Origin of the sequence: Aeromonas sp. Y318-3, from assembly GCF_027706185.1 — a bacterium.
Taxonomy (GTDB): domain Bacteria; phylum Pseudomonadota; class Gammaproteobacteria; order Enterobacterales; family Aeromonadaceae; genus Aeromonas; species Aeromonas veronii.
In genome coordinates this window covers 109,290-129,565 of the sequence record NZ_JAPDCN010000014.1, presented here as the reverse complement: position 1 = coordinate 129,565, position 20,276 = coordinate 109,290, and the positions used below count along the sequence as shown (strand labels likewise).

The 20,276-nt window shown below is 59.7% G+C and carries 18 protein-coding genes; 10 read left to right on the top strand and 8 right to left on the bottom strand.

Features of this window, described 5'->3' with window-relative positions:
• Positions 1 to 77: 77 nt before the first annotated feature.
• Positions 78 to 677, top strand: a complete 600-nt coding sequence (locus OKB77_RS18065; RefSeq protein WP_041202392.1) for a YhgN family NAAT transporter — start codon at positions 78 to 80, stop codon at positions 675 to 677.
• 76 nt (positions 678 to 753) lie between these two features.
• On the opposite strand, the gene OKB77_RS18060 is transcribed toward OKB77_RS18065, so the two are convergent.
• The gene (locus OKB77_RS18060; RefSeq protein WP_005357635.1) at positions 754 to 1,722 is read right to left on the bottom strand and encodes a LysR family transcriptional regulator; all 969 of its coding nucleotides are present in this window, start codon (positions 1,720 to 1,722) and stop codon (positions 754 to 756) included.
• Between the two features lie 276 nt (positions 1,723 to 1,998).
• On the opposite strand from OKB77_RS18060, the gene tatA reads away from it, so the two are divergent.
• The 3 genes from tatA to OKB77_RS18045 all read left to right on the top strand — a co-directional run bounded on the left by tatA (position 1,999) and on the right by OKB77_RS18045 (position 4,130).
• Complete coding sequence (gene tatA / locus OKB77_RS18055; protein ID WP_005339944.1) at positions 1,999 to 2,160, top strand: twin-arginine translocase TatA/TatE family subunit; 162 nt, start codon at positions 1,999 to 2,001, stop codon at positions 2,158 to 2,160.
• 16 nt (positions 2,161 to 2,176) lie between these two features.
• Entirely contained in the window at positions 2,177 to 2,479 is a 303-nt protein-coding gene (locus tag OKB77_RS18050) for a YfcZ/YiiS family protein (RefSeq protein ID WP_005339945.1), read from the top strand.
• Positions 2,480 to 2,708: 229 nt separating this feature from the next.
• The gene (locus tag OKB77_RS18045; protein ID WP_150390148.1) at positions 2,709 to 4,130 is read left to right on the top strand and encodes a lytic transglycosylase F; all 1,422 of its coding nucleotides are present in this window, start codon (positions 2,709 to 2,711) and stop codon (positions 4,128 to 4,130) included.
• On the opposite strand, the gene OKB77_RS18040 is transcribed toward OKB77_RS18045, so the two are convergent.
• Complete coding sequence (locus OKB77_RS18040) at positions 4,108 to 4,284, bottom strand: hypothetical protein (protein ID WP_005339947.1); 177 nt, start codon at positions 4,282 to 4,284, stop codon at positions 4,108 to 4,110. The genes OKB77_RS18045 and OKB77_RS18040 overlap by 23 nt on opposite strands.
• Before the next feature lie 72 nt (positions 4,285 to 4,356).
• On the opposite strand from OKB77_RS18040, the gene OKB77_RS18035 reads away from it, so the two are divergent.
• Positions 4,357 to 5,610 (top strand): phospholipase D-like domain-containing protein, encoded by a 1,254-nt coding sequence (locus OKB77_RS18035; protein ID WP_150390149.1) that lies wholly within the window; start codon positions 4,357 to 4,359, stop codon positions 5,608 to 5,610.
• Between the two features lie 543 nt (positions 5,611 to 6,153).
• On the opposite strand, the gene OKB77_RS18030 is transcribed toward OKB77_RS18035, so the two are convergent.
• From OKB77_RS18030 to OKB77_RS18005, 6 genes are all read right to left on the bottom strand, one after another.
• Entirely contained in the window at positions 6,154 to 8,709 is a 2,556-nt protein-coding gene (locus OKB77_RS18030; RefSeq protein WP_005357644.1) for a TRAP transporter permease, read from the bottom strand.
• A gap of 103 nt (positions 8,710 to 8,812) precedes the next feature.
• On the bottom strand, positions 8,813 to 9,784 hold the full coding sequence (locus tag OKB77_RS18025; protein WP_199428526.1) for a TAXI family TRAP transporter solute-binding subunit: 972 nt from the start codon (positions 9,782 to 9,784) through the stop codon (positions 8,813 to 8,815).
• Between the two features lie 413 nt (positions 9,785 to 10,197).
• Positions 10,198 to 12,351 carry a S9 family peptidase gene (locus OKB77_RS18020; protein ID WP_190973200.1) on the bottom strand — a complete coding sequence of 718 codons (2,154 nt, stop codon included), beginning with the start codon at positions 12,349 to 12,351 and terminating at the stop codon, positions 10,198 to 10,200.
• A gap of 234 nt (positions 12,352 to 12,585) precedes the next feature.
• A complete protein-coding gene (locus OKB77_RS18015) occupies positions 12,586 to 13,017 on the bottom strand; it encodes a DUF411 domain-containing protein (protein ID WP_005339953.1) in 432 nt (143 codons plus the stop codon).
• 46 nt (positions 13,018 to 13,063) lie between these two features.
• On the bottom strand, positions 13,064 to 13,387 hold the full coding sequence (locus OKB77_RS18010; protein WP_088870321.1) for a hypothetical protein: 324 nt from the start codon (positions 13,385 to 13,387) through the stop codon (positions 13,064 to 13,066).
• An 88-nt stretch (positions 13,388 to 13,475) separates the two neighbouring features.
• Positions 13,476 to 14,198, bottom strand: a complete 723-nt coding sequence (locus OKB77_RS18005; protein ID WP_005348556.1) for an SDR family oxidoreductase — start codon at positions 14,196 to 14,198, stop codon at positions 13,476 to 13,478.
• Between the two features lie 142 nt (positions 14,199 to 14,340).
• Here OKB77_RS18005 and OKB77_RS18000 point away from each other — a divergent pair, with 142 nt between their 5' ends.
• The 5 genes from OKB77_RS18000 (at position 14,341) to OKB77_RS17980 (ending at position 19,462) form a co-directional block, all read left to right on the top strand.
• The gene (locus tag OKB77_RS18000) at positions 14,341 to 15,183 is read left to right on the top strand and encodes a LysR family transcriptional regulator (protein WP_021231561.1); all 843 of its coding nucleotides are present in this window, start codon (positions 14,341 to 14,343) and stop codon (positions 15,181 to 15,183) included.
• Between the two features lie 101 nt (positions 15,184 to 15,284).
• On the top strand, positions 15,285 to 15,881 hold the full coding sequence (gene kefF / locus OKB77_RS17995; RefSeq protein ID WP_150390152.1) for a glutathione-regulated potassium-efflux system oxidoreductase KefF: 597 nt from the start codon (positions 15,285 to 15,287) through the stop codon (positions 15,879 to 15,881).
• Between the two features lie 67 nt (positions 15,882 to 15,948).
• A complete protein-coding gene (locus OKB77_RS17990; RefSeq protein WP_042052534.1) occupies positions 15,949 to 17,805 on the top strand; it encodes a monovalent cation:proton antiporter-2 (CPA2) family protein in 1,857 nt (618 codons plus the stop codon).
• Positions 17,802 to 18,188 (top strand): SirB2 family protein, encoded by a 387-nt coding sequence (locus tag OKB77_RS17985; RefSeq protein WP_042081419.1) that lies wholly within the window; start codon positions 17,802 to 17,804, stop codon positions 18,186 to 18,188. The genes OKB77_RS17990 and OKB77_RS17985 overlap by 4 nt, the downstream gene beginning before the upstream one ends.
• A 287-nt stretch (positions 18,189 to 18,475) precedes the next feature.
• Positions 18,476 to 19,462, top strand: a complete 987-nt coding sequence (locus OKB77_RS17980) for a helix-turn-helix transcriptional regulator (protein ID WP_005339987.1) — start codon at positions 18,476 to 18,478, stop codon at positions 19,460 to 19,462.
• Positions 19,463 to 20,276: the final 814 nt, after the last annotated feature.

The following is a 20,276-nucleotide window of genomic DNA, read 5'->3' as shown; positions in this document are numbered from 1 at the left end:
CGCTCGCTCAATTCTTCGCCCTTTGCTATATTTCGCCCCCTCTATTTTCCCTATTCAGGGCGTAGCCCGGGCGTTGTATGGATACTTTCTCTGCCGCAGTCATGCTGTTTCTGATCATGGACCCGCTGGGCAACCTGCCAGTCTTCCTCTCTATCCTGCGTCATATCGATCCCAAGCGACGTCGCAAGGTGATGGTGCGCGAGCTGCTCTTCTCGCTGGCCATCATGATGCTGTTCTTGTTCGTCGGTCAGCAGATCCTCGGCTTCCTCAACCTGCGGCAGGAGGCTGTCAGCATTGCGGGGGGTATCATCCTGTTCCTGATCGCCATCAAGATGATCTTCCCGAGTGAGGGGGGCGTGACCGGGCTGGCGGCGGGCGAGGAGCCCTTCCTGGTGCCGATGGCGATCCCGATGATCGCCGGTCCGTCGATCCTCGCATCGTTGATGCTGCTGGCCAATCAGGAGCCAGCCCGAATGGTGGACTGGTCGCTGGCGCTCTTTATGGCCTGGGCCGCCAGCGCGGTGATCCTGATGTTCTACGAGGTATTCAACAAGCTGCTGGGTGAGCGGGGACTCACTGCGGTGGAGCGGCTGATGGGCATGCTGCTGGTGATGATCTCGGTCCAGATGCTGCTGGACGGGGTGCATCACTATCTGGCGGTGACCGGCCAGGGCTGAGTGGTTTACATGTTGAAGTGAATGAAACGGGGCTACGCAGAGCCCCGTTCTTTTTTGCTGTCGAGAGGGCGTGCCGTCACCCGTGAGTGGTCGCTGCAGGTTCCAGTTTGCTCATGATGAGGGACAGCAGCAGCTCCCGCAGCCAGCGGTGGCCCGGATCCTCGCTGTGACGCTGATGCCAGATGAGCAGATGGGAGATGCTGTCCAACCCGATGGGCAGCGGCAACTGCAACAGCGGATAGACCTGGGTGGCGTGGCGGGCGTAGAGCCGAGAGAGCGTCACTATCATGTCGGAGTGCATCCCCATCCGCAGCGCCGCCTCGAAGGAGGGTACGGTTGCCTCGATACGCCGGTAGAGATCCTGCTCTGCCAGCTTGTGATCCAGCATCCAGCGGTCCCGCCCCTCGCAGTAAGTCTGCACATGGGGATAACTGAGGTAGTGCTCCAGATTCCAGTTGGGCTCTCGCAGCGCGGGGTGGTGCTGCTGCACCAGACAGGTGAGATCATCGACCGCCAGCACTCGCTGACAGATGCTGTCGGGCAGGGTATCGAGCCGATAATCGGAGCTGATGCAGTTCTCTCGCACCGCGAAGGCGATGTCCACCTGTCCCTGACTCATCTCGGTCAGACTGTTCTCGGTCCACTCCTCGTAACGCAAGCGGATCCTTGGTGCCTGCCGCTTCAGCTCGCTCAGGTAGAGCGGGGCAAACAGGGTAAAGGCGCTGTCCATGCTGGCGATGACGAATTCCCGCTCCGAGCTGGCGGGGTCGAACTCGGGCGGCTGGATCAGGTTGTCCAGCGACAACAGGATGGGTTGCAACTGTTGTTGCAGCGCAAGGGCGCGGCCGGTGGGTTCCAGCCCGTAGGCAGAGCGGATGAAGAGGGGATCATTGAAGGTATCGCGCAGACGGCCGAGGGCTTTGCTGACCGCGGACTGGCTCAGATGAAGGCGGCGTGCGGCCTTGCTGCCGTTGCGCTCTTCCAGCAGTACCTGCAGGATAATCAGCAAATTGAGGTCGATGCGACCCAGTTGTTCCAGCAGCATGATATGAATCCTATTCAATTCTAAGATGAATTTATACCATTTGTTTTCATATCTTGGCGATCTTATCCTCGAATAGTCTCAGGTTCGCATGAACCACTGGTACAGGATGTAGCGGTTGAGGGGACATGTAGCACAATCAATATGGCGACCTCAGGGTCGCCCTATTTTTTGGCTATGATTTATTTGCTCACTTGCACCTGCCTTGATTTTGCCCAACAATCCCTGCGCTCTATTTTGATACAAGTAACAGATATCTCTTTGTGAGGGAGTATCCCTATGGGACTCGGTGGAATTCATATCTGGCATATGCTGATCCTCTTGCTGGTCGTTGTGCTGGTCTTCGGCAGTAAGCGTCTTGCCAGTGCAGGTGAGGATCTGGGTACCGCCATCAAAGATTTTCGCAAGGCGATGCGTGACGACGCAAATCATCCGAAATAAGCAGTAGGAGTAGAAAATGTCTGTAGACGAGAAAGTTGAACTGAACGAAACCTGTGACAGCTGTGGCTGTTTTGCCGAGATTGGCACCATCATCGGCGAAGGCGACGATGTGATGGATCTGGTTATTGAAGCCGCTGCCGAGGCGGATGCCCGCGCCAAGCTGGCTGCCTATGAAGCACTGGCCAAACAGGTCACTGCCGAAGCTCAAGTGAGCAGCGAACTGACCCAGGGCGCCAACGGCGTGATCCTGAAAGCCCGCCTGCAATTCACCTGCACCGCCGAAAAACTGATTTTCGAAATGCGGGCCCGCTCTATCTGAGTTGTCTGATAACGCGGCAGGTTTGCCTGCCGTGTTGACCCTTCTGCTGTGGGTCGGCGTTCTATAGTTACTCTATCCCACAGACGTTTTTGCCCGGCGCGAGTCGGCCAACAGAAGGCGTAAACATCATGACGCAGCGATGGATCTCTGCTCCCAATCCCACCCTCTATCGTGATCGGTGCTGCCAACAGGCTGCAGGTGTGACTTCAGCACAGGGGCAGCCATCGTGATGCGACGCTGGATCTGGGCTCTGCTGGCCCTCTGCTGTTTTCCCCTGCTGGCGGCTGAACTCAAGCCACAGCGTCTGCCCCAACCCGGGGACCTTGAAAGCATTCTGCAAAAGCGCGAACTCAGGGCTCTGGTGGTCTATGAGCGCGGCTTCTATTTTCTCGATCGCGGCGCCCAGTACGGCATTCTGGTCAACCAGCTGCAAGGGTTCGAGCGCTGGCTGAACAAGACCTATCTCGCCAAAGAGAAGGTCAAACTCAAGGTGGTCTACATCCCGGTGCGGCAGGACAAGCTGCTGGACTATCTGACCGAGGGGCGTGGCGATCTGGTGGCGGCGACCATGACGGTGACCCCGACCCGGCGTGAACAGGTGGCCTTCTCCCGGCCGCTCATTTCATCCATAGAGGAGTGGGTGGTGAGCCAGCAGAGCCTACCCGCCTTCAGCCGTATTACCCAGCTTTCCGGCAGGCGGGTCTGGGTGCGCGCCAGCTCCAGCTACTACGAGAGTCTGCGCCAGCTCAACTGGTTGTTTCGCGAGCTGGGGCTGCCCCCTGTCTATATCGAAACGGTGCCCGAATACCTGCAGGATGGCGATCTGCTGGAGATGGTGGCCGCTGGCATTATTCCCCTGACGGTGACCGACAGCTACAAGGGACGGATCTGGCTGGGTGGCATGATCTCCGGCCTCAAGGCTCACAAGTTGATCCCCCTGCGCAACAACGGCACCAGTGCCTGGGCGCTGCGCAAGAACAGCCCCGAGCTGCTCAAGGCGGTCAATGGCTATCTGGCGAGTGTCAGCCGCAACAGCCTTTACAGCGACATGACCCTGCGCCGGCTGCTGGTTCGCAGCGATCAGATGAGCAATATCCTGGCGCCGGATCCTATGGGGCGCCTCGCGACCATTCGCAAGGTGCTGGAGAAGTACGCCAATCAATACGATCTCGACTGGTTGATGCTGGCGGCGCTTGGCTACAAGGAGTCCGGCCTCAATCCCAAGGCACGCTCGCCCAAGGGGGCCGTGGGCCTCATGCAGTTGCTGCCCAGCACAGGGCGGGAGGTCGGCATCAACGGCGCCAGACTCACCACGCTGGAGGGAAATGTGGAGGCAGCCTGCCGCTACATGCGGTTGATCCTCGATACCTACTTCAATGATCCCAAGCTGGATCGGCTCAACCGCCACCTGTTTGCCCTCGCCGCCTACAACGCCGGGCCAAACCGGGTGCAGGCGCTGCGAGGCAAGGCGGAGAAGCTGGGGCTCGATCCCAACGTCTGGTTCGGCAACGTGGATCAGCTGGTGGCCAACGAAGTCGGACAGGGGCCGATCAACTATGTCGGCACCATCTACAAGTACTACGTAGCCTATCGTTTCAGCCTGCCCCAGATCGAGGGCAAGGCTGCCGCTATCGAAGCGGCTCAGCCCTGAGCCGGTTGACCGGCAAGGTCGCCTGCACGGTCGGCAATTGCCAGCCACCGTCCCTGTGTTGCAGGAACCAGTGGGCGGGGCCGGTGGCCGGGATGAGATCTGGCTGGCTGAGCTGGCCCAGATAGCGCAACATCGGGGTATCATGCAGTTCCATCAGCAACTCCTTTTGAGTATGTGAGAGGCTCGCCAGCGTTATGACACCCGGCCATGACAGCAGGATGACACCATGATCCCCGGATCCTTTGCCCTGATCGACGATCCCCTGCTGGCGCTCAAGGTGCGCTGCCACTGGATCCGCCATGCCCGCGAGCGGATCCAGGCGCAGTACTACAGCTGGGAGGAGGACAGTAGCGGCAAGTTGCTGCTGAGCGAGCTGCTCCACGCTGCCCGGCGTGGTGTCAAGGTGCAGCTGCTGGTGGATGATCTCTATGCCGGTGACAACCGCTTTCTGGAGATGGTGGCTCACTACCCGGGGATCGAGGTGCGGCTATTCAACCCCTTCTGGCTGCGTGGCTGGCGCCCGCTGGCACTGCTGCTGGAGGGACTGCTCAGCTTTCGCCGCATCAACCACCGGATGCACAACAAGCTGCTGCTGGTGGATGGCAAGCTGGCGCTGATCGGCGGGCGCAACATAGGCGATCGTTACTTCGGTCTGGATCCGCAAGCCCCCTTTGTGGATCTCGATCTCGCCTGTCAGGGGGGCCTGTGTCAGCAGATGGAGCAGGGGTTCGAGCAGTTCTGGCACAGCCGCTGGAGTCATCCCATCCGCCATCTGCTGCGCCGCGAGCTGCTGCCCGCCGAAATAGAGGTGGTCAACGACTTCCTGTTCACCATGACGGATCCGGCGGTGGCGACGGTCTACGATCTGCCTGCGGCGCTGTTTGACGAGAGCGATTTGCCGCTGCAGTGGCATGAAGGGCGGGCCGAGGTGTGGTTCGACCATCCCGGCAAGGGGCTTATCTCCCGCCCCACCACTGCCCGCCAGCTTTGGCGCCAGCTGGCTGACAATCCCGGCTCGCTGGGGTTGGTGACCCCTTACCTCATCCTTACTCGCGGGTTTCGGCACCGTCTGGCGCGGCTGCGCCAGCAGGGGGTCGCCATCGACATTCTCACCAACTCGCTGGCCAGCACCGATGTGCCACTGGTCTATGGCGCCTACCAACGTTATCTCGGCTGGTTGCTGCGGCGCGGGATCCGTGTTGCCGAGTTTGACCACGGCCACGGCAGCCTGCACGCCAAGCTGATCCTGCTGGGGGAGGAGCGGGCGCTGTTTGGCAGCCTCAACCTCGATCCCCGCTCGCTGTTTCTCAATACCGAACTGATGCTGCATCTGCACTGCCCGCTGATCTGCGAGGCGCTGCGAATGTGGCTGGCTCGCTGGCAGGAGCAGGCGGGTGGATTGCCGCGCAAACCCGAAGGGTGGTCAAGGCGACTGATAGCACGCCTGAGTGACTGGTTGCCCCTGCGCCGTTGGCTGTGAGGCGGCCATTTTTTGTGCGAGATCTCGCAAAGCCTTGTAAGCCATTGCTGATACCCTTTGCGGGTGAATAACCATGCATGAATCTATCTTGCTGTTTTATAACAATTTAGTGGTGATGATAAGGCTGTTTTTTGTACTCTGATGTGAATGGAATTAGCATAAAAACGTTTTTTATTTTGTTTTTATGCGTAATATTTCAGTTGCAAGGACAAACACGGTGGCTTGTCTGCCGTGTGGATGAAGGTTGTAACGGGTAGCTGGTCGGTTGCATTGCTGCAATTGGCGCGCACTTCAGATGGGTCGCGAACTATCGGAAAGTGAAACAGAGACCCGGCGTGGCCGGACTCCAATATGGAACATGCTATTTGCGAGGGGGTGACATGGACATGTCACCCCACTTTTTTGGCCGCTCGCCACCGTTTATCTTTTTCCATGATTGTTGCTCATCGCAAGAGCCGCAGAGGGCAAGGCAATAACAAGGCAATAACAAGGCAATAAAAAGAGGGCCGCAATAGCGGCCCTCTGTCTCATCTGCCCGGTGGATTAACCGGCCTTGACGCTGCGGCGACGCTGCAGCCAGACGATCGCCCCGAACAGCAGGAAGCCCGGGATCCACATCCACTCCTTGGTCCAGCGCTCGGTCGGCGCCTTGACGGTGAGGATCTCCTGATCGAACTCCAGTCCCATGGTGGCGGCCGGGCTGCCAAAGGCGACGTTGTCGATCAGCGTCTTGCCATCCTGCTCATAGAGGCTCAGCCCCAGATTGGCCAGCCGCTCCTCGCCATTTGCTCCATCCGGTACGGCGACCAGCAGGGTGAACTTGCGTGGCTTGCCCACTGCATCTTCACCGAGGATCCGCAGCCGCAGGGTGCTCTCCGCCTCCACTTCACCCATGGTTTGGGCCAGCTGGGCAGGCGGGGTCTCGCGATAGGGGTCGTGCACCATGTCCATCCAGAAACCCGGGCGGAACAGGGTAAAGGCGACCAGTAACAGCAGCACGCTCTCGTACCAGCGGCTCTTCACCAGGAACCAGCCCTGGGTGGCGGCGGCGAAGATCAGCATGGCGATGGTCGCCACGATGAAGATCAGCACGCCGTGGGCGAAGTCCACGTCGATCAGCAGCAGATCGGTGTTGAAGATAAACAGGAACGGCAGCGCTGCGGTACGCAGGCTGTAGTAGAACGCGGTGATCCCGGTCTTGATGGGATCGCCCTTGGAGACGGCCGCTGCCGCGAAGGAAGCCAGTCCCACCGGCGGCGTCACATCCGCCATGATGCCGAAGTAGAAGACGAACAGGTGCACCGCGATAAGCGGCACGATCAGCCCGTTTTGCTGCCCCAGCGTCACTACCACCGGTGCCAGCAGGCTGGATACGACGATGTAGTTGGCAGTGGTGGGCAGCCCCATGCCAAGGATCAGGCTCAGCAGAGCGGTCAGCAGCAGCATCAGCAGCAGGTTACCCATGGAGAGGAACTCCACCAGATCCGCCAGCACCAGACCGACCCCGGTCTGGGAGACCGCACCCACGATAATCCCCGCGGTGGCAGTGGCAATGCCGATACCGATCATGTTGCGGGCACCGGCGACCAGCCCTTCCCGCAGATCCACCACGCCGTCAGCGACGGTGCCGTAGTCGTGCTTGCCGTCCTTGCGCAGCCAGTTGAGCAGCGGGCGCTGGGTCAGCAGGATGATCACCAGCATCACGGTACCCCAGAAGGCCGACAGCCCCGGCGAGAGGCGTTCCACCATCAGGCACCATACCAGTACCACCACCGGCAGCAGGAAGTGCAGGCCGGAGAGCAGCACGGCGCGGGTGTTGGGCAGCTCGGTGAGCGGCTTGTCGGGATCTTCGGCAGGCAGCGGTTCATTGCTGGCGGCGATCTTCAACAGGGCCACATAGGTGGCAGCCAGCAGTACCGAGATCCCCGGCAGGGCGTAGTCACCCAGTGCAGGTTTGAGCCAGCCGAGGCCATAGTAGACCGCCAGCGACAGGCCGCTGATGAGGGCCGCGCCAAAGGCAAAACCGGTCAGGCGACGCAGCCAGGGTTTGGGTTGATGGTTGCCGATGGGCTGCATGCCCAGTTTCAGGGCCTCCAGATGGACGATGTAGAGCAGCGCTATGTAGGAGATGGCGGCAGGCAGGAAGGCGTGCTTGATGATCTCCACATAGGGGATACCCACGTATTCGACCATCAGGAAAGCCGCAGCCCCCATCACTGGCGGCATGATCTGGCCGTTGACCGAGGAGGCCACTTCGACCGCCCCCGCTTTCTCTGAACTGAAGCCCACCTTCTTCATCATCGGGATGGTGAAGGTGCCGGTGGTCACCACGTTGGCAATCGACGAGCCGGAGATCAGGCCGGTCAGGCCGGAGGCGACCACTGCCGCCTTGGCCGGGCCGCCGCGCAGGTGACCGAGCAGGCTGAAGGCGAGCTGGATAAAGTAGTGACCGGCACCGGCCCGCTCCAGCAGGGCGCCGAACAGCACGAACAGAAACACGAAGCTGGTGGAGACGCCAAGGGCGATGCCGAACACCCCTTCGGTGGTGATCCACTGGTGGTTGGCCAGCGCGGTAAAGCCTACCCCGCGATGTGCCAGCAGTCCCGGCATCCAGGGGCCCGCCAGGCTGTAGATCAGAAAGACGATAGCGATGACCGCCAGTGCCGGCCCCAGGGCGCGGCGCGCCGCTTCCAGCAGCAGCGGAATGCCGATGCAGGCGGTCACCAGATCGGCGGTGGTGAGGGTGCCGGGACGCAGCGCCAGTGCTTCATACATTACGAACAGGTAAGAGGCGGCGCCAGCAGCGATCAGACCGAGGGCGATATCACCGAGGGGAACCCGATCCCGCGGCGAGGAGCGAAATGCTGGGAACACCAGAAAAGCGAGCAACAGGGCAAAGGTGAGGTGAATGGAGCGGGTTTCGGTGTCATTGAGTACGCCAAAACCCACCATGAAGGGGAGTGGCGAGGCGATCCAGAGCTGGAACAGCGACCAGGCCAGCGCCAGCGCTGTGATGAGCCAGCCCATGATGCCCAGCGGCAGGCGAGCGCCCACATCCTGGGCGATCAGTTCCTCGGTAGAGAGTTGTTTATCTTGCATAGGGATAACTTGTGCCAACGAGTACAACAAGAGCGACACCCGCCCCCGCAATCAGGCGGCAGACGGGTGTCGAAGAGAGTGACAAAGGCCCCGGGGCCTTCAATCAGAGCCAGCCGCGCTCTTTGTAGTAGCGGGCAGCCCCTTCATGCAGCGGTGCAGAGAGACCCACCTTGATCATGTCGGCCTCTTTCAGGTCGGCAAAGGCAGGGTGCAGGCGCTTGAAGCGATCCAGGTTGTCGAACACCGACTTGACCAGCTGATAGACCACTTCCGGATCGGTTTTGGCGCTGGTGGAGAGCACCGCTTTGCCACCGATGGAGGGGGTCGGCTTGTCGCTGCCCTTGTAGATGCCGCCCGGGATCTCGGCCTTGCTGTAGTAGCTCTTCTCGGCCAGCAGCTTGTCGATGTCGGCGCCGGCCACAGGTACCAGTACTGCATCTGTGGTGGTGGAAGCTTCCTGAATGGCGCCGTTCGGGTGACCGACGAAGTAGCTCATGGCGTCGATGTTGTTGTCACCGAGGGCGGAGGCCTGTTCGGCCGGCTTCAGCTCGGAGACCAGACCGAAGTCACCCTTCTTCCAGCCTTTGACCGCCATGATCTCTTCCATGGTGTCACGCTGGCCGGAGCCCGGGTTGCCGATGTTGACGCGCTTGCCCTTCAGATCGTCGAAGCTGGCGATCTTGGCATCGCGGCGAGCCAGGATGGTGAACACCTCGCTCTGCAGGGAGAAGACGGCGCGCATATCGTCCATGGCCCCTTCGGCCTGGAACGGTGGCAGCCCCTTCATCGCCTTGAACTGGTGGTCGGATTGCATGATGCCGAAGTTGAATTCACCGCTGCGGATGCCGTTGACGTTGGCAACACCACCGCCACTGGCCGGGGCGTTGCACTTGATCTGGTGATCGGCGGCGCCGCGATTGAGGAAGCGGCAGATGGACTGGCCAGCGACATAGTAGACGCCGGTCTGACCGCCGGTGCCTATGGTCACGAAGCGCTCCTGCGCTTGTACCGGACCACCGAATGAAACACCGACCAGAGCCGCCGACAGGGCGCATGCCAAAGTTAATCCTTTCATTTTTTCTCCCTTTTCTTTGATTTTGTTTATCCGATCCCCGGATAAATTGATGGCAGTCCCGTTCTGCGCCGGGCTTGCCCGCTCTTCTCGTTGCGCGAAAGCGGGGGAGTTGATCACCCCCTTTCCGGCAGTCACCCTCATCCTGTGGTGAGGCTACCGACCTCCTGTCGGTCGAAGATAAATTGGCCCCTGAGGGGCCAAATAAAAAGTTGCAAGCACTCCGATTAAGCACATTCACCCAACATAAATCAAACGAAATGGCAAAATAGCGGAGTTAAATCTTGAGAAACATGACCTCGATCATTCATTTTCTTGCCGAAGATTAATTTGATATGGAGGGAAATGGAAGAGGGAAAAACTACGAGAGGATTCTTATGCGGCCCTTGAATGACAAGGGCCGAGGTCATAATGGATCAGTTGGTCGGGGTGGCCAGATCCAGGATAAAAGCGTATTCCAGCGCGATATCCTCGTAGGCTTTGAAGCGGCCCGACTTGCCGCCGTGGCCGGCATCCATGTCGGTGTTCAGTAACAACTTGTTATCATCCGTCTTCAGTTCGCGCAGCTTGGCGACCCACTTGGCGGGCTCCCAATACTGCACTTGCGAGTCGTGCAGTCCGGTGGTGACCAGCAGGTTGGGGTAGGCTTGCGCCTTCACCTGATCGTAGGGGCTGTAGCTCTTCATGTAGTCGTAGTAGCGCTTCTGGTTCGGGTTGCCCCACTCGTCATACTCTCCGGTGGTGAGGGGGATCGACTCGTCCAGCATGGTGGTGACCACATCGACGAACGGCACCTGCGCTACCACGCCGCGATAGAGTTCGGGCGCCTGATTGATGACGGCCCCCATCAGCAGACCACCGGCGCTGCCGCCCATGGCGTAGACCTGATCTTTGGCACCGTAGCCTTGCTCAACCAGCGCCTTGGTGACATCGATAAAGTCATTGAAGGTGTTCTGCTTTTTCAGCAGTTTGCCATCTTCGTACCAGTGACGGCCCAGCTCTTCACCACCCCGGATATGGGCGATGGCGTAGACGAAGCCGCGATCGAGCAGGCTCAGGCGCGAGCTGCTGAAGTCGGGATCCATGCTGGCGCCGTAGGAGCCGTAGCCATAGACCAGCAACGGATTCTTGGGCGCATCGGCCTGCTCTTTCTTGAACTTGTCCTTGCGATAGACCAGCGACACCGGCACCGATACGCCGTCGCGGGCGGTCACCCAGAGCCGCTCGCTGGCGTACTGGTCGGCCTTGAAGCCTGCCACCGGCTGCTGCTTGAGCAGGGTGCGCTTGCCGCTCGCCATATCCAGCTCATAGGTAGAGGCGGGGGTGGTCATGGAGGAGTAGCCATAGCGCAGGGCACTGGTATCCGGCTCCGGGTTGTAGGCGAGCCAGGTGACATAGGCGGGATCATCGAAGGCGATCTCCTTCTCGTCACCGCTCTGCCAGTTGATCTGGCGCAGTCGGGTCAGCCCCTTGTTGCGCTCTTCCAGTACCAGCCAATCCTTGAACAGGGCGTAGCTCTCCAGCAGCACATCCGGATTGGGGGCGATCACCGCCTTCCAGCGATCGACCGGGCTCTCTTTGGTCTCGTAGAGGCCGAAGTTCTTGCCGTCCTTGTTGGAGCGCACATAGAAGCGGCCGCGGTAGTGATCCAGGCTGTATTCGTGATCCACCTGACGGGGCAGGAACAGGCGGGGCGCGTGCTCCGGCTGGTTGGCATCGATCAGCCGAGCTTCGCCGGTGGTGGTGCTGGAGAGGGCGATGACGATGAAATCTTCCGAGGTGGTGGCGTAGAGGCTGATGTAGAAGGAGTCATCCTTCTCTTCATAGACCAGCTTGTCCGTGGCCGGATCCGTCCCGAGCGTGTGGCGATAGACCTGATAGGGCAGTAGGGTCTGCGGGTGCTTGCGCACATAGAAGACGGTCTTGTTGTCGTTGGCCCACACCAGATTGCCGGAGGTATTTTCCAGTTTGTCGGTGGCCCACTGGCCGCTCTCCAGATCGAGGAACTGGATCTGGTACTGACGGCGGGAGAGGAAATCTTCCGCCACCGCCAGCCAGCGGTTGTTGCGGCTCACCTCAAGGGCGCCGAGGGCATAGAACTCGTGCCCTTCAGCCCGCAGGTTGCTGTCGAGCAGCAGACTCGCCTGCTCTTCACCGAGCTTGGTGCGCGAGTAGATCCCGTACTCCTTGCCCGGCTCATAGCGGGTCTGGTAGCGGTAGCCGTTCTTCACATAGGGTACCGACTCATCCTGCTGGGGGATGCGGGCGACCATCTCTTTGTAAAGCTGTTCGCGCAGGGGCTGGGTCGGCTTGAGCATGGCCTCGGTATAGGCGTTCTCGGCCTTGAGATAGTCCAATACCTCGGGCTTCTGCCGCTCGTCGTCACGCAGCCAGTAGTAGTTGTCGATGCGGGTATCCCCGTGTTTTTTCAGAGTGCGGGGATGTTTGGCGGCCACGGGCGGCTGGATTGGATGTTCGCTTGTCAGCATGGCGGGCTCTTCATTGGCATAAGTGGGGGGGAGAACTGTCAGAAAGGCTAGCAGCAGAACTCCTCGGGAAAAGGTAAACATGTCGCATCCTTGGCGCTGGAAAGGGTTGGTAGACCTGAGCATCGGCTCCATGAATTGGCGTTAAATCTGCCCCTTGTTGCCGGTGGTTGCAAGCAATCCCTTGTTATTGCAGGAAATGTAATCAAAAAAAGCCGCTATCTCGTGATAGCGGCCCTCTTTCTGGCCATGAGCGGCAAGAGTCCGCTCAGGTGTGCCTCACATGATATGGGAGTGCCCTCTCATGGCCAGTTTTCGTCAGCCGGGGTAGCTCGACCAGCGGTTGGTCGCGCCCTCGTTGCTGATACTCAGTACCTCATAGGGATGGCCCGGAATATCCATGCCCGGCGCACTCTGGGGCATGCCCGGAATGGTCAGGCCACGGATCGCCGGTTTTTCCCTGAGCAGCTTTTGTACATCGGCGGCCGGTACATGCCCCTCGATCACATAGCCATTTACGATACCGGTATGGCAAGAGGCCAGTTCCGGCGCGATACCGTATTGCTGCTTCACTGCGCCGAGCTGTTCGGTTTCGATGACCTCCAGTTCGAAGCCATTCTGCTCCATGTGCTCGTTCCAGCTTTGGCAGCAGCCACAATATTTGGATTTGTAGACGGTCATCTTCTCGGCCGCGAGAGCCGAAAAGCTGACGGTACCGGCCAGCATGGCCAGTAACAGGGGTTTGTACATCACTCACCTCAGATTGAAAGAAAAGATGCCCGATACGGGATGCGTTTCAGATCTGGGTGCGTGGGGGACGTTCGAGCCGCTCGCACGGAGCGTCCGGCATATAGAGAGAGGGGGAGGCGAAGTCGGGGGTATCCGGTTCCAGTACGGCGACCGTCAGGCTGTCGCTGCCTACCAGCGTCATCGAGAGGGCGGTGGTAAAGCTGCCGCAGGGCATCGCTTTTTCCAGGGTACGCTCGCTCTGGCTGCAGTGGGTGGTCAGGGTACAGAGGTCGGTTGCGGCCCGGCTGCCAAACGACATCAACACCAGCACCAGACTCCACAAGGGGAGCCAGCGACGGGCGTGAGCGAGTTGGCGACGGGTGAGAACCATGGAATGACTCGGAAAAAACAAGGGGCACATGGTAACCCTGTGCCCCGGGGGAGGGTCAAGCCCTCCCCATAGTGTCAGTCAGCCAGGATTAAGGTTGCTGACGGGTCGCCGCCAGCACGATCTCGCGCACGCAGACATTGGCAGGCTGGTTCCAGGCGTAGAGCACGGCATCGGCGATCACTTCCGGCGCAATGACGCCGCCCATCTGATCTTTCCAGTCGTGGTAACCGGCCTTGATGCTCTCGTCAGTGGTATGGCTGAGCAGCTCGGTCTCGACCGCACCCGGGGCAATGGTCACCATTCGCACGCCGACATCGGCCACCTCTTCCCGGATGTTTTCGGTCAGGGCGTGCACGGCGAACTTGGTGGCGCAGTAGGCAGCATGGTTCGGGAAGGTCTTGCGACCGGCGATGGAGCTGATGTTGATGATGGTGCCGCTGCGGCGCTCCTTCATGCCTGCCAGCACTGCGTGGACGCCGTTCAGCACCCCCATCACGTTGATGTTGAGCATCTGCTGCCACTCGGCGGGATCCTGCACATCGGCCTGACCCAGCAGCATGACACCGGCGTTGTTGACCATGCAGCCGACCGGGCCAAATTTGGCTTCTGCCTGCTGGACGGCGGCTTTCATGGCGGCGGTGTCGGTGACATCGACCCCGATGCAGAGGGTATCGGGCAGGTTCAGCGCCTGCATCGGCTCGACCCGGCGCGCCAGCAGTAGCAGCGGATGACCGGCGGCAGAGAAGGCACGGGCGATGGCGGCACCGATCCCGGCGGAGGCACCGGTGATCACGACGAGAGATTTGGACATGGGTCTTTCCTTCTGATTCAAGAGTCGGTTTGAGCAAACAGGTGGCTGGCCAGCACGGAACCCAATCACTATAGTCACTGTATCTATAAGTGATAAATATTGTTTTCCGCTGGCTATCATCTGAAAAAACTATGGTTGGTTTATGCTGGACTTGAGATTGCTGCGTTTCTTCATCGCGATCTATGAAGAGAAGAACATCACGGCGGCGGCCGAGCGCTGCCACGTCAGCCAGCCCTCCCTCTCGGCGGGACTGCGCCAGCTGGAAGAGGCGCTCGGTGACAGCCTGTTTGTCCGGGGCAAGAAGGGGGTGGTGGCGAAAGATCCGGCCCACTATCTCTATCCCCACGCGGTCAAGCTGGTGGAGGAGGCGCGCCGTTTGCCGGAGCTGTTTCGCCAGAAAGCGACGCGTGCGAGGCTCAATATTGCCATCATGCCGGACTTGAGCCGCCGTCGGGTGGCCGGGCTGTTGCAGCAAGTACAGTGCGTGCTGCCGCAGCTGGATCTCACCCTCTCAGACTACGCTACGCCCGCTGACTGCCGCTTGACGCTGGATGCTCTGCGCCGGGAGGACGAGATCTTTCTGCCGCTGTGGGAGGAGGATTACGTGCTCTGCGTGCCGGTCGATCACCCCCTGGCCAGTCGCGAAAGGATCGAGCTGGCCGAGCTGCAACATTATGATTTTATTGAGTGCCCGCCCTGCGAAGCCCATCAGCAGACTATCGGCCTGCTGGCCTGTGACCGCCTTACCCTCAATCTGGTGGCCAAGGCCGAGAGCAAGGGGCTGGTGATGGCGCTGGTGCTGGCGGGGGTCGGCATCAGTTTTCTGCCGGACGGGCTGGTCGAGGATGAGGCGGGGCTCTGTACTCTGCCGGTGAGCGGGCCACGGATGTTTCGCCGGATCGGGCTCTGCTATCCCGCCCACCAGACCCTCAATCCGGCACTGCGGGAGCTGATCCCCGAGTTGGCAGGCTATGGCGCTTCCTGATAAGGTCGCTCTCCTGTGCACCTTTACGATGCAGCTCCCCAGACTCCCCTTTTCTGTTTACCGCGCCTTGCACCGCAAGGCTTTGTTCGGGTGATGTGGTCATGAAACGCATTCTGGTTATTTTTTCCCATCCCGCGTTGCAGAGCTCGCGGGCCAACAAGCAGCTGTTGCAGGCGATTGAGGGGCTGGAGGGGGTCAAGGTTCACGACCTCTATCAGCACTATCCCGACATGTTTATCGATGTGAAGCGGGAGCAGGCGCTGCTCTGTGAGCACGATATCATCGTCTTCCAGCACCCGTTTTACTGGTACTCCTGTCCGGCCATCATGAAAGAGTGGATGGATCTGGTACTGGAGTATGGCTACGCCTACGGCCCCGAAGCCCACGCCCTCAAGGGCAAGCAGTGGCTGAGCGCCATCACCACCGGCGGGGCGCCGGAGTCCTACTGCAGCGAGGGGTACAACAGCCGACCGCTGCTCGATTTTCTGCTGCCATTTCAGCAGGCGGCCACCTTGTGCGGCATGAACTGGCTGCCACCCTTCGTGCTGCACTCCTTTCACAAGATCAAGGATCCCGCCGCCCTGCGCCGCTGCGGGCAGGACTACCGCCAGCTGCTTTGCGCCTTGCGTGACGATCAGCTGACCCCGGAGCAACTGGCCGGGCGCCCTTATCTGCGCGACTTGCTGGAGGAGCTCTGATGAAACACGGGTCGCTTGTTGGCCGAGCTTATGAGCCGGACCAGATGTTCACACGGAGGGCTGACTGATGGGCCACGGGATCCTGTTTGATGCCTTTATCTACCTCTCCGCCGCCGTCATCGCGGTGCCGCTCGCCAAACGCTGGGGGCTGGGCTCGGTGCTCGGCTATCTGTTGGCGGGGATCATCATAGGCCCATTCCTGCTGGGGCTGGTGGGCGAGCAGAAGGATGTGATGCACTTCGCCGAGTTTGGCGTGGTACTGATGCTGTTTCTGGTCGGTCTTGAATTGCGTCCGGCCCTCTTGTGGCAGTTGAAGGGGCCGATCCTCGGCACCGGTGGCCTGCAGGTGCTGCTCACCACGGCGGCGCTGACCGGCGTGGCGCACCTGATCGGTCTGCCGCTGCAACAGGGGCTGGCCATCGGCCTCATTCTGGCGCTCTCCTCCACCGCCATCGTGTTGCAGAGCCTGCAGGAGCGCAAGCTGATGCAGAGCGAGAGCGGTCGCTCCGCCTTTGCTGTGCTGCTGTTTCAGGATATTGCGGTCATTCCGATCCTGGCGCTGCTGCCGCTGCTGGCCATGGCACCGGTCGCCAGCAGTGGTGGCTCCGAGCTGGCGGGTTGGCAGCACGGTCTGCTGGTGGTCGCGGCCATCTCCGGCATCGTGCTGGGTGGCCACTACCTGATGCGGCCGGTATTTCGTGCCATCGCCCAGTCCCACATGCGGGAGATCTTCGTCGCCGCCGCCCTGCTGCTGGTGATCGCTATCGCCGTGTTGATGGAGTCGGTGGGGCTTTCGCCCGCTCTCGGCTCCTTCCTCGCCGGGGTGGTGCTGGCCGACAGCGAATATCGCCACGAGCTGGAAGCAGACATTGAGCCGTTCAAGGGCTTGCTGCTCGGCCTGTTCTTTATGTCGGTGGGGGCGGGGATCGACTTCGGGCTGTTTGCCGAACACCCCTTCCTGATACCCACCCTGGTGGTTGGCCTGATGGTGCTCAAATGGCTGGTGTTGATGGCGCTCGGCTTCATCATCCGCATCTCGCCGAGCCAGCGCTGGACCTTCGCGCTGGCGCTCGCACAGGGCGGTGAGTTTGCCTTCGTGCTCTTCTCGTTTGCCGCCCAGAACCGGGTGCTGCCCGGTGAGACCATCTCGCTGCTGACGCTGGTGGTAGCGCTCTCCATGGCGCTCACTCCGCTGCTGCTGATCCTCAACGATCGGGTGATCCAGCCCTGGTTCGATTACCGTAACCAGAGCGACGCGCCGCAGCATGAGCAACCTGAGCTGGTGGAGCATCCGGTGATCATCGCTGGCTTCGGCCGCTTCGGTCAGATCGTGGGGCGTCTGCTGCATGGTCACGGTATCGGCACCACCATCCTCGAGCAGGATGCCAGCCAGATAGAGACCCTGCGCAAGTATGGTTATCAGGTCTTCTATGGTGATGCCAGCCGGATCGATCTGCTCCATGCCGCAGGGGCACACAAGGCGAAGTTGCTGGTGCTCTCCATCAACGATCCGGCTACCTCGCTGGCGGTGATCGAGATGGTGCAGAAGCACTTCCCGCACCTGAAGATCCTGGCGCGAGCGCTGGATCGACCCCATGCCCACGAGATCCTGCGCCACGGGGTCGAGAGCGTGCATCGGGAAACCCTGGGTTCTGCGGTCGATCTGGGGGTGGAAGCCCTGACCCAGCTTGGGTTTAGGGCCAACCAGGCCTGGCGGGCGGGGCAGACCTTCAAGCAGCACGATAACTGGCTGTTGCGCGAGCAGGTCAACTATCTGGACGACGAACACACTTATATCAACAAGAGCCTGCAATACCGGGAGATCCTCTCCGATCTGTTGCAAGACGACGAGGAGGGGCAGGAGCGTATCCATGCCCACAACTGGAATAGCGGGCTACCCGACGACGACAAGGAAGCAAAATGATTGCCTATTACCCTATGTTCAAACACCTGCATATGACGCTGGCGCTGGTCAGTCTGCTGCTCTTTATCTATCGCTGGAGTCTGGCGCTGGCCGGCAGCGATCGGTTGCAGCAGAAGTGGCTGAAGATCCTGCCGCATATCAACGACACCTTCCTGCTGCTGTTTGGTGTGTTGCTGGCGGTGGCCTTGCAGTTGAGCCCGGGTCAACAACCCTGGCTGATGGCCAAGCTTATTGCACTGGTGCTCTATATCGGTCTGGGTGTCATGGCGCTCAAGCGCCCGGCCCGTGGTCAGAAGCTGGTGGCCGGTGTGGCGGCACTGGCGGTGTTTGGCTACATGGTCGGTGCGGCCATCACCAAGTCAGCCTGGTCGTGGCTGATGTGAGCAAAAGGGGAGAGTCATGCTCTCCCCTGAAATCATATTCCGTGATGAATTAATTAATCGGAGTTTTATGCTGACAATAAATCGCAACATAGAACTTTCATTTGAGGGATTTTTGGCTAATTTTAGCCTCTAGCGGCTCCTTTTTTGAGTGCATTGTCTTTATAAATCAACTGTTTAGTGTGTTTTGTATGAAAATGGCGACAGTTGTCGCAGCAAAACTTGCGACATAGACTGTCGCAAGTCACGACTAGCATACAGTCAACGCTAAACCAGTGAAGGCAAGCACCATGAGCAAGAAGCTGTTACGACAACTGACCTTGGCGCGTTGCATCCCGCACCGCCCTTACAAGCTGACCGCCAGCCAACTCCAGGTAAAACTGGAAGAGGAAGGCATCCACGTCAGTCTGCGTACCGTGCAACGGGACCTGGAGGAGATGTCCGGCATGGGACTGTTCGACCTCACCTCGGACGAGCGCAGCAAACCCCATGGCTGGTGCTTCGAGCGCCACGGCCTCAACGACTTTGCCAATATCATGCCGCTCTCGCTGGCGGTGGCCCTGAAAACCTGGAGTGATCAGGCGAGCCAACTGTTGCCGGCGAGTGTACTGACCGAATTGAATCCGCTGGTCGACAAGGCGAGCCAGGTGATCCGCGACAGCCAGAGCGAACTGGCCGAACGCTGGCTGGAGAGTGTCCACCAGTCACCGCGTCCGTTTGCCGGCAACCCGGAGATCCGCCGCAGCACCCTGATCCGCGATGCGCTCTGGCGTGGTCGCAAGTTCAGTGCCGAGATCCAGCGCGTGATCAAAGAGCGCACCGTGTGGCTCTGCTACGACCGTATCAACCCGCTCGGCATTCTCAATCAGCCGGACGGTCCGATCCTGCTCTGCACTCTGTCCGAGCTGGATCCCAAGGTCTACGGCATCCCGTTTGACCATATCAAGAACGTGGAGCTGACCAACTTCAGCGCCACCCAGCCGAAGGATTTCAATATCCAGAAGCTGATCCGCGATCAGGGCTATCAGGATGTGAGCGGCCCGATCCGCTTCGTCGGCCGGATCGATGCCAACAGCCAGTCGCTGGTGGATAACCAGATCCCCGGCAATAATCCGCGCATGACCCGCTATGACAAGCGCAGTGTGGTGGTGGAGACAGAAGTGCAGGACACCCCGGAGTTTCGCAGCTGGTTGAACAACATCGGCGGTGAACTGGAAGTGCTGGCACCGGAATCGCTGCGCAAGGCCTATCTCAATCCGGCCAACCGCTTGAGCTGATTAAAAGATTGGAATGTTGAAGAGTCGAGCCTGGTCTCGGCTCTTTTTTTTGCGGTTTTTTTAAGCATATTTATTCAACTAATTTTTAAGTCTTAACGTCAGGATTGAACCGTTTTCCTGCCCCGTTTTTGGGGGCGAAACCCGTGTAAGAGATCTGCCATAGCGACTGTAAGAGGCTGGCGCTTTGAGCCGTACGCGAAGCCATGCCAGAATGATCGAGCTTTCCTGTGAAACTAAATAAATGGCTGATATTAAAGGATTAGTTTTTAAGTTCGTATTTTTGGATGGGAGCTGCATCGGATCTTTATCATTGGATGGCCCTTGTTCGGGGGGCGCATTTCCTTAGTATGGGTCTCACAAGGACGGAGCTGGTCCGGCAGGATGCAGGGCAGCGCATAAAGATGGAATAGTCCGCAGGATGTGGACAAGGGACACCTCAGGATGAGCTCGATAATCAGGATGATTATCGTCACGGATGAATAAAGGAACACCGCGGGATGCGGCAGGACACTCTCGGGATGGGAGCAGAACGAACGGAACCTCGTTCTTCAGGATGAACAGGACCTCGCCGGATGCGAGAGGAATACTTCAGGATGAAGTGAGATAACCCGGATGGTTATCTGTCAGGAAGACGCAAGGAACCCCACAGGACGTGGTAATGGACACCTCCAGGATGGAGACAGGGAAGCAGTTCAGGATGAATTGCCAGGCCAGGAACGCCGCAGGACACGCCAACGGATTGGAAAGGGGATATTCCAAAGGATTAGGATAACGTCAGGGATTGCAGGGAGCATTGCAGTTCTACGGACAGGAC